Source organism: Brevibacillus sp., assembly GCF_003521185.1.
In the GTDB taxonomy this organism is placed as follows: domain Bacteria; phylum Bacillota; class Bacilli; order Brevibacillales; family Brevibacillaceae; genus Brevibacillus; species Brevibacillus parabrevis.
Genome location: NZ_DOTK01000005.1, coordinates 80,620 through 94,184, shown reverse-complemented (window position 1 = coordinate 94,184; position 13,565 = coordinate 80,620). Strand labels below are relative to the sequence as shown.

At 54.0% G+C, this 13,565-nt stretch carries 12 protein-coding genes and 1 pseudogene; 10 read left to right on the top strand and 3 right to left on the bottom strand.

Annotation, left to right across the window (positions count from 1 at the left end; all coding sequences use genetic code 11):
* Positions 1–553 precede the first annotated feature (553 nt).
* Complete coding sequence (locus DEP07_RS01195; protein ID WP_173599848.1) at positions 554–2,437, bottom strand: helix-turn-helix domain-containing protein; 1,884 nt, start codon at positions 2,435–2,437, stop codon at positions 554–556.
* A 242-nt stretch (positions 2,438–2,679) separates the two neighbouring features.
* Here DEP07_RS01195 and DEP07_RS01190 point away from each other — a divergent pair, with 242 nt between their 5' ends.
* From DEP07_RS01190 to DEP07_RS01165, 6 genes are read left to right on the top strand one after another with little or no spacing between them, the layout of a single operon-like run.
* Positions 2,680–4,266: an ABC transporter substrate-binding protein gene (locus DEP07_RS01190; protein ID WP_173596981.1), complete on the top strand. Its 1,587-nt coding sequence runs from the start codon at positions 2,680–2,682 to the stop codon at positions 4,264–4,266.
* A gap of 31 nt (positions 4,267–4,297) precedes the next feature.
* Entirely contained in the window at positions 4,298–5,215 is a 918-nt protein-coding gene (locus tag DEP07_RS01185; protein ID WP_122964892.1) for an ABC transporter permease, read from the top strand.
* Between the two features lie 10 nt (positions 5,216–5,225).
* A complete protein-coding gene (locus tag DEP07_RS01180; RefSeq protein WP_173599849.1) occupies positions 5,226–6,137 on the top strand; it encodes an ABC transporter permease in 912 nt (303 codons plus the stop codon).
* A 14-nt stretch (positions 6,138–6,151) separates the two neighbouring features.
* Complete coding sequence (locus tag DEP07_RS01175; RefSeq protein ID WP_287101981.1) at positions 6,152–7,165, top strand: ABC transporter ATP-binding protein; 1,014 nt, start codon at positions 6,152–6,154, stop codon at positions 7,163–7,165.
* Complete coding sequence (locus tag DEP07_RS01170) at positions 7,155–8,120, top strand: ABC transporter ATP-binding protein (RefSeq protein ID WP_173599851.1); 966 nt, start codon at positions 7,155–7,157, stop codon at positions 8,118–8,120. Before DEP07_RS01175 ends, DEP07_RS01170 begins: the two co-directional genes overlap by 11 nt.
* Before the next feature lie 31 nt (positions 8,121–8,151).
* Positions 8,152–9,333, top strand: coding sequence for a M24 family metallopeptidase (locus tag DEP07_RS01165; protein ID WP_217022974.1), 1,182 nt, complete (start codon positions 8,152–8,154; stop codon positions 9,331–9,333).
* Positions 9,334–9,522: 189 nt separating this feature from the next.
* Here DEP07_RS01165 and DEP07_RS01160 read toward each other — a convergent pair.
* Both DEP07_RS01160 and DEP07_RS01155 read right to left on the bottom strand, forming a co-directional pair.
* Positions 9,523–9,678, bottom strand: a pseudogene (locus DEP07_RS01160) (GrpB family protein); the annotation flags it as partial.
* 108 nt (positions 9,679–9,786) lie between these two features.
* Positions 9,787–9,918 (bottom strand): hypothetical protein, encoded by a 132-nt coding sequence (locus DEP07_RS01155; RefSeq protein WP_255679103.1) that lies wholly within the window; start codon positions 9,916–9,918, stop codon positions 9,787–9,789.
* Between the two features lie 347 nt (positions 9,919–10,265).
* Here DEP07_RS01155 and DEP07_RS01150 point away from each other — a divergent pair, with 347 nt between their 5' ends.
* The 4 genes from DEP07_RS01150 to DEP07_RS01135 all read left to right on the top strand — a co-directional run bounded on the left by DEP07_RS01150 (position 10,266) and on the right by DEP07_RS01135 (position 13,553).
* Complete coding sequence (locus tag DEP07_RS01150) at positions 10,266–10,955, top strand: response regulator transcription factor (RefSeq protein WP_122964897.1); 690 nt, start codon at positions 10,266–10,268, stop codon at positions 10,953–10,955.
* A gap of 5 nt (positions 10,956–10,960) precedes the next feature.
* A complete protein-coding gene (locus DEP07_RS01145) occupies positions 10,961–12,334 on the top strand; it encodes a sensor histidine kinase (RefSeq protein WP_173599320.1) in 1,374 nt (457 codons plus the stop codon).
* The gene (locus tag DEP07_RS01140; protein WP_173596986.1) at positions 12,331–12,900 is read left to right on the top strand and encodes a PepSY domain-containing protein; all 570 of its coding nucleotides are present in this window, start codon (positions 12,331–12,333) and stop codon (positions 12,898–12,900) included. The genes DEP07_RS01145 and DEP07_RS01140 overlap by 4 nt, the downstream gene beginning before the upstream one ends.
* A 92-nt stretch (positions 12,901–12,992) precedes the next feature.
* Complete coding sequence (locus DEP07_RS01135) at positions 12,993–13,553, top strand: PepSY domain-containing protein (protein WP_173596987.1); 561 nt, start codon at positions 12,993–12,995, stop codon at positions 13,551–13,553.
* The last annotated feature ends 12 nt before the right edge of the window (positions 13,554–13,565 follow it).

Genomic DNA, 13,565 nt, shown 5'->3' with positions numbered 1-13,565 from the left:
ATAAAGAATCCTTCAAAATCGAGTAATCTCAACAGGATGTTTCCTTTCGAGAGCAAAGAGAAAAATAAGGCTACCATAATCCCCGATAGGATATATAGACCGACATTAAACCAATACCTTTTGACAAGAGAGGTAAATGCTATTCTACTTTCCATTTTCTCAATGAAGATGGAGAAAGGTATCCCGACGATTATCAAAAACGGAACCGAGTACGTGAGATATATAAGCAGTAAACTAAAGTATGAAAAGTAATATGTATTTGCTTCGCGCATATTCATTGGAGTGTATTCTATAAAAGCCAACAAGGCACAATAAAAAATAGCAGTAAATAGGGCTGATAATAGTTTGTTCACCTTTATTTCCCCCTTGAACCTACAACCGTAAGCGTTTCTAGAAAAAGTGAAGTAACCTGAGTTCGTGATTCATTCAGACGGACAGACTCAGGTTACTTAACGTGTTTTTTATTTCCTGTCTATTTTACAGAGGGCAGCTCAGAAGCGAGACTCTCGCTTTTTTTCATAGCAAATCAACCATGACAGGCACACCAACCACACTAACGGGCAGGCGAAAGCAACTGACTCATCCGCTGCTCGACTTGCACCTCCAGCAGCCCGTACACTTCGATCGCGAGACAGACGTCCATGAAGTGCTTGTTGACAGCCAGCGAGATACCGAGTATTTCCTCGATGCGCCTGATCCGGTAAATAAGAGTGTTAAGATGGATGTTCAAGCTTTGCGCCGTTTCTTTCATTTTCAGGCTGTTGGCTACATAGGCAGCAAGCGTTTGCAAAAATTCCCGTTTGCGCGATTTTTCATAGGAAAGGAGCGGCCCCAATACTTCCAGCACGTAGTCGGTCAGCTCGTCCGCACTGTTTTGCAAGAGCAGGCGTTTGCCTCCCAACTCGCTGTAGCTGATGTAGGACGAGCCTGTTTTGTAATTTTTCAAAAATTGCAGGCACTTGACCGCTTCTTCCGACGATTTGTACACCTCGGAAAGCCCGCGCTTGACGCTGCCGATTCCAAAGGCTGCACGCAGCCCCCACTTTTTGTTCGCCACGTAGTCGGCAAACATTTGGCACTGTTCCTTCAAGTAGCGTTGAGCTTCTGCTTCGGCAACCGATTGCGGATAGGACAGCAGCAAAATGAGGTGATCGTGTCTGGCTACGATCAAGCCGTGCGGGAAGCGCTTCAGGAACAAGTCTGCCGCCAGCTGTGTCAAGTGTCTGCGTACCGTCAAAATCAAAGAATACAGCTCGGCAAAGTCGAGCTTGTCTGCTTCGAAATGAATCGTCAGTACCTGATAGAGCCGACTCGCATCCAACTGCAAATGCTTCGCCTGCTCAGTCAGCTGCTCGCTCATCCTGCCCGCAAACAATTCCTCGATAAACTGCCCTTTCAAGTTTTGCTCGGTTTCAAAAATCGCCTGTTTCTTCACCAGCTCAAAGGAAATGACGGTGCTGGCATGCTCCAAAGCTGCGCGATCGACTTCTTCCAGCGCTTCCGTGGTGACGATGACGAGATAGCCGAGAAAATTCGCTTTCGCCCCGATCGGGAACAGGACGCAATCGATCAAGGTATGGGGCGCTTCCGGCAGCGGGAGCGAGGTCGCCTTGACGAGCAGCGGGTGGAGAAAAGCGCGAAGGTTGGCAAGCTGATTTTGCGTAGCTGCTGGAAGCGGCTCGATCGAAGCGACAATCAGTTCACCCGTCTGATCCAGCAACAGGCACGTTTTTCCCAGCAACTGATGCAAATACGTAAAGATCGCCTGCAAGCCTTCTCCGTGCAACACAAGTCGCGCCAGGTGCTGATGAATTTCCAGCGAGCGGTTCAGCAGCTGGTTTTGCCGATTCATTTGCACGTTCAGTTCTTCCAGCAAGGAAATCGAGTTTTCTTGCGCCCGGTACAGATTGGCTTTTTCCAGCGCGACAGCGGCTTGATGGGAGATCGCCTCCAAAAGCTGCAAATCTTCCGGCTGAAACGATTTGTGCGGGTGGAAGCAGTCCAGCGTGATGACTCCGATGCACTCGCCGTTGGTCATGATCGGGGCACAGGCGGCTGAGTACGGAAAAATCGGATCGGCTGCCGTGAGCCTGGCCTGGTTGCCCGGTGACATGGTGCGCGTAGCCTGATAGACACTGTCCCGGTCAGGGAAATGCGTGCAAGCCTTGTTCAAAAAAGTGATGCCGGTCATCGATTCTCCCGGCTTGAGGCGGACGACGGAGAGAATGTCGTTGCTGCGCAAGAAAATGCTTTTGGCGACGAGCATGTCTTCCTCTGGATCGTACAAAAACAAATAGCCTTCATCCGCAGCTTCGATGACGGCCAGCGTCTCCCGCATAATCGTGTTGAAGACCATATCGAGATTCAGGGTAGAGTTGATCGCGTTGGACACTTGAATCAGCATTTGCAACTGTCTGTGACTCAGCTCTCGTTTCATAGGGCCACCCTTTTGTTTGCAAAATTTTGATAATCGCTTATGGAAGCTTCATCCAACTTTCATTATAGAAAATCCCGGGGGCAATGACTATGGCGGTCTCGGTTTTTTCGTTAAAACTTACAAGTTTTCCTCGCGAAATTCATAGAAACATACGTAGCAAGAAACAGTCACTTTGTTAAAATGTAAGTTAATTCGGAATTTTTCGTTATATCACTCCGAAATACAAGACGAGGGGGATGAAAATGTTACGAAAAAATCATTTGTTTCTGCTCTTGTTCATCTGTTTTACCGTTTTGCTCGCCGCCTGCACACCGGAGACGGCGGGCACCACGCCTACTGCGCCAGCCACTCCACAGCCTGCAGGCGGAACCGAAAACACAGCGGCCCCCGCTTCCGTTCCCGAAGAGCTGGTGATCGGCTTCGAGGCAGATGCTGCCACGATGCTGGCGAATACGGACGTGAACTACGTGACAGATATTCAAATTCGCAACATATACGATCCGCTCATCGACCGAGATGCAAAAGGCGCGTTGATTCCGGTCCTTGCAACGGAATGGAAAAACATCGACCCGCTCACATGGGAGTTCAAGCTGCGCCAAGGGGTGAAATTTACGAACGGCGAGCCGTTCAATGCCGAGGCGGTCAAATTCAATATCGACTACATTTTGGATGAAAAAAACAATTCGTTTTACCGCTCCAGATGGAAGGACGTCAAGGAAGTCAAAGTCATCGACGACCAGACTGTTCAAGTGATTACATCGCAGCCATTCCCGACGCTTTTGCTCAGGGTCGCCGATGATTTGTTGATTATGGCCCCGAAGCATACAAAGGAAGTCGGCCTGGAAAAAGCGGCTACAGACCCGGTTGGCACAGGCGCTTACAAATTTGACAAATGGACGCGGGACGATTCGCTCAAGCTGGTCGCCAATGAAGAATACTGGCAAGGAGCGCCGTCGATCAAGCGGGTAACCTTCCGGATTATTCCCGAGTTTAGCGCGCGGCTGTCCGCTTTTCTCGGCGGGGAAATTCACTTGTTCAAAAACGTGCCGGTCGACTCGGTCGAGCGCGTAAAAAGCAGCGAAAACGGCAAGATCGAGCTGGTCGGATCTTCGCGGATCAACTATTTGGCGCTGAACACTTTTTATGAGGGGCCGCTGAAAGACAAGCGTGTGCGTCAGGCGCTGAACTACGCGATTGATGTGGACGAACTGCTGAAATCCGTGCTGAACGGAAACGGGACGAAGATGACAGGCCCGCTCTCCAAAGTCAATGCCGACTATACGGAGACGAAAGATTACGGCTACGATCCGGACAAGGCGGTTGCTCTGCTCAAAGAAGCGGGCATCGATCCGAAGACGTTGAAGCTGACTCTTGATACGCCGAACGGCCGCTATCCGATGGATACGCACGTCGCGCAAGCCATCGCTTCGCAATTGCAACGGATCGGGATTCAAGTAACCGTGCAGGCGAACGAGTGGGGGAACCATCTCGCGAAAATTCGCCAGCATGAAATGAAAGACATGTTCATTCTCGGCTGGGGACCTGCTTTTGACGCGCAGGGAACGATTGAGAACTTGTTTACGGAAAAAGCACCGTACAGCGGCTTTTACGACAAAGACGTGGAAGCGATGATTCAAAAAGCGTTGCCGATTTTCGATCCGGCAGAGCGCAAGAAGGCGTTTGACGAGCTGCAGCATCGTCTGGTGGAAGAAGCGGCTTGGGTGCCGCTCTGGCAGCAGGGCGACCTGTACGCGGTGGCCAAAAACTTGCAGTTTGCGCCAAGACCGGACGAGAAGTTCCTCGTGTTTGAAATGAAGTGGGGGCAGTAAGCGAAAGCCGTCTCATGGAAGGGAGGATACGATGCTCGATTATGTCATCAAACGAACGGGTCAAGTCGTAGTCGTCTTGTTCCTGGCACTGACTGCTGTCTTTTTCATCATTCGGCTGTCAGGCGATCCTACGGCGCTCTTCCTGCCGCCTGATGCCCCGCGCGAGCAGCTGGAACAGTTTCGCAAGCAGCTCGGATTCGATCGGCCTTTGCATGTGCAGTACACCGAGTTTATGACCAAAGCAGTCCAGGGCGATTTCGGAACGTCGTTGCGGACGCGCGAGGATGCGCTGCAAATGGTGATCAACCGGATTCCGGCGACGTTTCAGCTTGCCTTTACCTCGCTCGGGCTGTCGCTTTTGATCGCGATCCCGATCGGCATCCAGTCCGCTTACAGGCGCAATACGTGGTTCGATCAGGCTGGAGTGGCCGCGACCGTGCTCGGTCAAGCGCTGCCAAGCTTTTGGCTCGGACTGATTCTGATTTACTTGTTTGCGGTCCAACTGCAATGGCTGCCGACAGGCGGGGGCGGCTCCCTGGTTCATTTGATTCTCCCGGCGCTGACTTTGGCGGCGTACAGCGTGGCGAGGTTTGCCCGGTTTACACGCTCCACGATGCTCGATGTATTGCGCAAAGACTACATCCGTACAGCCAAGGCGTCCGGTGTGCCGACCTACAAAATTCTCTCGGTGTACGCGCTGAAAAACACGCTCATCCCGATTATTACACTCGTTGCACTCGATTTGGGCGTGTTGCTCGGCGGGGCGGTGATTGTCGAGGTCGTCTTTTCCTGGCCGGGGATGGGGCGGTTATTGATGCAGTCTTTGTTGAACCGCGATTTTCCTGTCGTCATGGCCGGGGTCTTTTTGATCGCCTTTATTTACGCCGTCATCAATTTTGTCGTGGATCTGCTCTACGCTTACGTCAACCCGCAAATTCGCTTCAAATAGGGGGTGCCGCATGAATCAATCGACGCTGACAGAAGCCGCTGCGAATCCACGCCCTGCCTCACTTTCCCGAAAAAGGGAGCCAGCGTGGCGAACCTACATGCGGCGGCTGGTCAAAAGTCCGACAGGGCTGGCTGGCTTTCTCATCATTTTCGTAGTGGTCATCCTCGGCATATTCGGCCCGTGGCTTGCTCCTTACGATCCGAACCAGGCTGAATTTGCCAAAAAGCTGCTGCCGCCGCTGACGGATGGTCACCTGCTCGGGACGGATCAGTTGGGACGAGACATCTTTTCCCGGCTGATTCATGGCACGAGCGTGTCGCTTATCATCGGGAGCTGCACGGTCCTTTTCGCCGGACTGATCGGGACGATTCTCGGAGTCGTTGCCGGATACTTTCGCGGCTGGGCAGACATCATCATCATGCGCATTGTCGACGTCAAGCTGAGCTTCCCGTTCATTTTGCTTGTACTGGTCATCAATGCCGTGATCGGAGCGGGACTGCAAAATATCATTATCTCGCTCGTGTTCGCAGGCTGGATCGTCTATGCGCGTGTCGTGCGCAGCGAAGTGCTGGCGTTGCGCGAAAAGGAATTTATTTTGTCCTGTGTGGCGACAGGCGTCCCGCGCTGGGAAATCATCGTCAAGCATATCGTCCCGAATTTGTTTACGCCGATCATCGTCCTGTCGTCGTTGCAGATCGCTACCTACATCATTGCCGAGGCGTCGATCAGCTTTCTCGGCTTTGGCGTCCAGCCGCCGCAGCCAGCCTGGGGCAATATGCTCAGCGAAGGCAAAGACTACATTTTCAGCGCGTGGTGGCTGATTACGTTTCCTGGCGTCGCGATTGTCATGACGGCTTTGGGTGTCAATCTGTTCGGGGATTGGCTGCGCGATGTGCTCGATCCGGAACTGAAAGGACATTGAAGGAGGTGAGCAGCATGGGCAATCGTTCCCCGATTTTGGAGGTGCGACAGCTTCAAACCCATTTTCGCAGCGGCCATGGCGTCGTCAAAGCGGTGAACGGCGTGGATTTGACCGTATATGCAGGGGAAACGGTGGGGCTTGTCGGCGAATCAGGCTGCGGCAAGAGCGTTACATCGCTGTCGGTGATGGGGCTGCTCCCCAAGCCGGCCGCGGCGATTGTGGGGGGCACGATCCATTTTGCCGGGCGCGATATTACCCATCTCCCCGAAAAGCAGATGCGCAAGCTGCGCGGAAATGAGATGTCGATGATTTTTCAGGAGCCGATGACTTCGCTCAATCCGGTGTTTACGATCGGACAGCAGATGGCGGAACCGCTCAGGCAGCACACAAGTCTGACGAAACGGCAAATCCGCGAAAAAATGGTGGAAATGCTGCAATCGGTAGGGATTCCCCGCGCCGGGCAAATCATCGACGAGTATCCGCATCAGTTGTCGGGCGGGATGCGTCAGCGCGTCATGATTTCGCTGGCGATGCTGTGCCAGCCCAAGCTTTTGATCGCCGACGAGCCGACGACTGCTCTGGATGTGACGATTCAGGCGCAAATTTTGCAGCTGATGAAGGAGATCAAGCAAAAGCAGCAAATGGCGATGCTGCTCATCACGCATGACCTCGGCGTCGTCGCGGAGATGTGCGACCGGGTTGTCGTCATGTACGGCGGGCAGGTGGTAGAGAGTGCGGAGGTGCGGACGATTTTTGACCAGCCGCGCCACCCGTACACACAAGGCTTGCTGGCCTCGATGCCAAATGCCAACGAGCGCAAGGGGGAGCTGAAATCGATCCCGGGAAGCGTCCCGCGCCCAGATGAGGTCGGGCAAGGCTGCACCTTCGCGCCGCGCTGCTCGCAGGCGATGGAACGGTGCCGTCATGACAGGCCGCCACTTGTGGCTTTGCCGAGGCAGTCATGTCGCTGCTGGCTGTATGCGGGCGAGGAGGAGACTGCATTGGAGGAGGTGGCCCATGCGACCTGAGCCGCTTTTGGAAGTCAAGCATCTGAAAAAATATTATGAGTTGAAAAAGGGCTGGTTTTCGCCCAAGCAGCAGGTGAAAGCGGTCGATGACGTCTCGTTCACAGTGTATCGCGGCGAGACGTACGGGCTGGTAGGGGAGAGCGGATGCGGCAAATCGACGACGGGCCGGGCGATTTTGCGGCTGCAAGAGGCGAATGCGGGCGAAATCTGGTTTGCCGGGGAAAATGTCGCGCGATTGCCGTATGAAAGGATGCGCCGCCTCCGCCGGAGGATGCAGATGGTCTTCCAGGACCCGTACGCTTCGCTCAACCCGAAGAAAACGATCTTGCAAATTTTAACCGAGCCGCTGCGGGTGCACGGCCTGTACAGCCCGGACGAACGCGTGAAAAAGGCGAGCGAGATTTTAAAAATTGTCGGCTTGTCTGACTATCATCTGCATTCGTATCCGCACGAATTTTCCGGCGGACAGCGCCAGCGAATCGGGATCGCCAAGGCGGTCATCCTCCAGCCTGACCTGATTGTGGCGGATGAGCCAGTATCTGCGCTGGATGTATCGATCCAGTCGCAGGTGATCAATCTGCTGCTGCAATTGCAGCGCGAGTTTCATTTGACCTACATTTTTATTTCCCACGATCTGGGTGTGGTTCGCCACATCACGGACCGGGTCGGAGTCATGTACCTTGGCAAGCTGGTAGAACAGGCGCAGACGGAAAAGCTGTTCCAAGAACCGAAGCATCCGTACACACAGGCGCTTTTGTCTGCCGTTCCGATCACGCATCCAGACGATACGAGAGAGCGGATCATCCTCAGCGGCGATGTGCCAAGCCCGCTCGATCCGCCGCAAGGCTGCACGTTTCACCCGCGCTGTCCCGCGTGCATGGAGGTTTGCCGGACGGAAAAGCCGCCCGTCGTCGATCTGGGCGAGCACATCGTCGCCTGCCACCTGTACGCGTAAATCCCATTTTGCCAGAAAAGAGGAGATGTTCATGTTACTCGCGATTTCCAAAGCCGAAATTTTGCAGCGCCAGCAAACGTTTTTTGCCAAAGTCCAGGAGAAGCAGCTCGACTGCGCGATCTTGTTTGGGGTCACCGATATTTTTTATTTGACGGGCTTTCATTTCCACCCGACAGAGCGGCCGATCGGCTTTTTCATCGCACCGAATCAGGAAACCCACTTGTTTGTTCCTGCCCTGGAGCATGAGCACGCAGAAGAGTTTGCCTGCGTCGACAAGGTGCACTCGTATCCGGAATACCCCGGACTGCGCCACCCGATGGAGTATTTCAAGGACGCGCTCGTAGAAGCTGGCTTTGCGGGAAAACGCGTAGGGTTTGACGCAGATGGTTACGGCTCTTCGATGGGGTATCGCGGGCCGAAGGTGAGTCAGTTTTTGGAAGCAGAGTCGTTTGCGTCGATATACGGTGTCGTGGAAGAAATGCGCGTGGTCAAATCGCCAGCGGAAATCGAGCTGATCAAGGAATCGTGCCGCTGGGGCAACCTCGCCCACCGCTTGCTGCAAAAGTATTCGAAGCCGGGATTAAGCGAGATCGAGATTACGACTCGCGCCAGCTCCGAGGCGACGATGGCGATGATCGAGACGTTGGGACCGGATTACAAGCCGCACGGCAACACGGCTTACGCGATTTTCCGCGGACAGGTAGGCGCGATGTCGGCTTTCCCGCACGCCGTGACGCAAAATCTCGTTCTGAAAAAAGGCGATACGCTCGTCACGGGAGCGGCAGGAGAAGTGTGGGGCTACCACAGCGAGCTGGAGCGGACGATGTTTGTCCAGGAAGCGAGCAAAGAGCAGGAAACGTATTTTCAATACATGCTGGAAGCCCAGGACGTCGCTTTTCAACACATCAAGCCGGGTATCCCGATGTCGCAGGTGGAAGAAGCTGTGCAAGCCTATTTTAAAGAAAAAAATATTCAGCATCTGACCGCACACCATACAGGACATGCGATCGGGCTGCTCGGTCATGAAGCGCCGTTTTTTGACCTGGGCGACCATACGATTATTCAGCCAGGCATGGTGTTGACCGTAGAGCCGGGAATATACGTGCGCGGCCTGGGCGGATTCCGCCATTCGGACACGGTGGCTGTTACGGCAGATGGCATCGAGATGCTGACGTACTATCCGCGCGACCTGGCCTCGCTGATTTGCGTGTAGACGCCAGCCACTCGGCAAACGCATCATGTATGCACGAGAGGCACTTACAAAAGAACACCTTCGCTCCTGCTTTGGGCGAGGTGTTCTTTTGATGTTTGGCTGCGCTCTTTCTGAGGCCATTGCTTTTGGTTCCAAGGACAGTGCCAGATCATGTTTTCCTTTGACGTAGCCTGCGGGGTGCAGCATGTCGATAATCGGTTTGGCTTTCAGACCAGGAACAGCTGTGCTGCCGATATGGTGGATGGTGACGAGATTGTCTTGAAACACATTCCGCAGCAGTTCGGCCTCCTTGGCAAATTGTGCAGCCCAACGCGGGTCATAAGGATGTACTTCGATTTTTCGCACGACAGACTCATTCGTTTCGGCGGCGAGGTTATTTTCGTTCGTGACAGAAAAAGGCCCGGACTTTCTGGATGTGCCAAAGGTCCGGGCCTTTTTATTCGTTTATCGCGTTTATTTCCGATTAGGCGACCATTCGCTAGGCGCCGATCCGGACGCTTGGTTCAGCGGTGCGGCTACTTGCACACGCGCTGGGTTGGTCACTTCCAGCGTAATCATCGATGTGACGACCGCTTGCATGGTCACGATCAGGTACGTTCAAAAAAAGATGGCTTTCCAATTGGGTAATTCCAACGAAAATCGTTTCTCCTTCTTGTTCTCGATGGCTCTATTATACGATTCGCGCAGAACGGCAGGCAAAGTCGCCATTTCCGCATTTTGGGCGATTTTCCGGCGGGAAAGGGCATGGCGGGCAAGCCACTTTTCGCGCTCGTGTTGTATGTAGCTCGCACTCGCTGGCAATCGCCCGCACGTCATGTTCGAAAAATCTCTGGAAAAAAACCCGCACTGCGCGAGGCTTTTATGGTTTAATCTACGGTATCAGATTGCGTATGGCATGCCGTGTCCCGCGGCAGCGAAAGGAAGTCGTTAGCATGAGTCAGGCCAACATTTTGCTGATTGAAGATGAAAAGAAAATTGCCCGCCTGCTGAAGCTGGAGCTGGAATACGAAGGATATGAAGTGACGGTCGCAGAGGATGGAGCAGCCGGATTGGACTGTTTCAAAAGCGCAGCGTGGGATTTGGTCCTTTTGGACGTGATGATCCCGCGACTGAGCGGGATGGAGGTGCTGCGGCGGATTCGCACGTCAGACACCTTGACTCCGGTCATTTTGGTGACCGCCAGAGACTCGCTGCCCGACAAAGTCAGCGGACTGGATTTGGGGGCGAATGATTACATCACGAAGCCGTTTGCCATCGAGGAGCTGCTTGCCCGGATTCGCGCGTGCTTGCGCATGGCTGGGGCGCGAAAAAAAGAAGAGGAAGAGGCGCCGCTGCGCGTGGGCGATTTGTTTGTCGACGAGAAGAAACGGCTCGTCATGCGCGGCGAATCGCCAGTGGAGTTGACGCCGCGAGAGTTCGATCTGCTCGTCTATCTGGTGCGGCATGTCAACCAGGTACTCGGCCGGGAGCAAATTTTGAACGAAGTGTGGGGCTACGACTACTACGGCGATACGAATATCGTCGATGTGTACATCCGTTATTTGCGCAAAAAGCTGGACGATCCTGCTCATCCTCCGCTCATCTCGACGGTGCGGGGAATCGGGTATTCGCTGAAGGAGTAGAAGGGATGACGATTCGCAGCAAAATTCATCTGTTTTCAACCGTGTGGCTCGTGCTCGTGCTGTGTATTATCAACACCTCGATCTACTGGCTTTTTTACAAGCAAATGACCGGGCTGGAATTGGAGCGGCTTCAACTGCAGAGCGAAAAAATCGCGCAGCGGCTGCATGAAGCAGGCAGTCAGGCAGATGCGACTGAGCTTTTGCAAGCGTATTTGGCGCCGATTGAGATGATCCGTATCGTGAATCAACAGTCGCATCCGGTAGTGACAGCGACGAAAGATGTGGACTATGCCAGCTGGCGACCTGTATACAGTGCGCAAGAAACGTACCAGGTTGTGGAAAAGGCTGGCGTGCTGCATGCTGTCGGGCAGGTGCCGATGATTGCGGGTGACGGCAGCGTCATGTCTCTGGAAGTAACCACGGGCTTGTCGCACGTACAGGAAACGATGCAAACATTGCTCATCGTGCTGCTGGTCGCTTCGCTCGTCGTCTTGCTGCCGTCGTTTCTTGCCGGCCGGATGCTCGCAAAACTCATCGTGGAGCCGATCCGCTCCCTGATTCGCACGATGGAAGAAATCCAGAAAAAAGGCCAGTTCAAAAAGTTGGAGCTGCCAGTCAAATCCAACGACGAGCTGTACCAGATGGGGGATACGTTCAACAAAATGATGGACATTCTCCAGCTGCATTTCACGAAGCAGCAACAGTTCGTCCTCGATGCGTCCCACGAGTTGAAGACCCCGCTCACCGTGATCGAAGGATATGCGACCATGCTGAAAAGATGGGGGATGAACAAGCCGGAGCTGTTGGAAGAGTCTGTCGAGGCGATCTATTCCGAAGCGGTGCGGATGAAAAAGCTGACGCGGCAAATGCTGATGCTGGCGAACCCGGACGAGGAAGCCAATCTGGATATGCGGGCAGTAGACGTGGTCGAGCTATGCGAAGAGACGAGCAAATGGATGAGGCGCACCTACGAGCAGGAAATCCGCGTCGAGGCGCAAAGCGCAGCGGTGTACGCGCTCGCTGACGAGTCAAGGCTCAAGCAGCTGCTGGTGATTTTGCTCGACAATGCGCTGACCTACAGCCAAAAGGCTATTCGAATCGAGATCGCCGAACAGCGAGACACGGTGAGCTTGTCTGTGATCGACCAGGGAGTGGGCATACCGGAAGAAGACCTTGTCCATATTTTCGACCGCTTTTACCGCGTGGACAAAGCGCGGGCAAGAGATACAGGCGGCACAGGACTGGGTCTGTCCATTGCCAAGCGCATTGTCGATGTGCACAACGGCAGGCTGGATGTCCAGAGTGAAGTCGGGGCAGGCAGCCGTTTTACGGTGACGTTGCCCAAAGCAGCCCGAGAGAAAGCGGGGGAGAACGGTTGAAACAAAGACGTGTGTGGTGGCTCTTGGCCCTGCTCTTCGCAGCGGCAGCTGTTTTCGCTCTCTCCCGGATTGCTGGAGGAGAGCCGGAAGCAGGGCGCACGATCCGGGAAGTGGAGGAGTCTCTATCCGCTCGCTACGGCAAAGTCATTTCCGCTTTGGAGAAGACCGGGGAGGCAGGCAGAGAGGTATATGTCGGGACAGTGGAAAATGAAACGGGAACGTACCAGGTTGTCGCGGACGCCGAGACGGGACGGGTGATACGGATTACCCCTCTGGCGAAAAAGCAGACACCCCCGGACAAGACCGTACAGCCCGTGGACGAAAGCAAGGAAACCCCTCCTGTACCACCTGCGAACAACGAGCTTGCCAAAAGCGGAATCTCACTCGATCGGGCCAAACAAATCGCGCTGCAACAAGTGGCCGGGACGTTTGACAGCATCGAAGTAGAGCATAAAAACGGCGCAACCGTCTACGAGGTAGAGATCAAAACCGCCGAAAACCGGGAAGTGAAAGTAAGCATCGATCCGCTGACGGGACAGGTTTTGTCGATCATGTGGGAGGATTAAGTCCGTTCTCAGCAAATTTTAATCTTCTTCTCTCTGTTCGCTCATCTGCGTCTTGTAGCATGAAGACAGCAGAGAAAAAGGAGAGAATTTCCATGAAAAAAATCGTCATGTTAGCAGCAGGTATCATGCTCGTAGGAAGTTTTAGCGTCACAGCCTTGGCGAAGACGCATCAGCACGTTCCTCAGCCGAATCAGCAGGCTATGCCCGTCTTTTTGGAAGTAGATGAAGATGTCCCGGCAGACTGGGCGAAGCAAGTACGCCTTACTTCCGAGCAGGCACAAAAAATCGCGCTCGGCGTCCAACCCGGAGTGATCAAGGAGTGGAAGCTGGATCGCGCGGGAACGGCGCTCGTGTACAAAGCGGAAGTCGTCCAAAACTGGAAGGAGACCGATGTGTACGTCGATGCCGTAACCGGGCAGGCGTGGCGCGAGCATGATCCGGCCCGCAAGCAGCAGCTGGTGAAGATCACCGCAGAGACAGCTCAAAAGATCGCCTTGTCCAAAGTGAACGGAAGCATCAAGAAAATCAAGCTGGATGAAGACGATGGACAGTACGTGTACGAGGTGGAAGTCCGTACCTCTAACCGCCAGGAAGCGGAGCTGGAAATATCGGCTACCACAGGCGACATATTGAGCATGGAGTGGGACGACTAAGTTTGTTGCGGC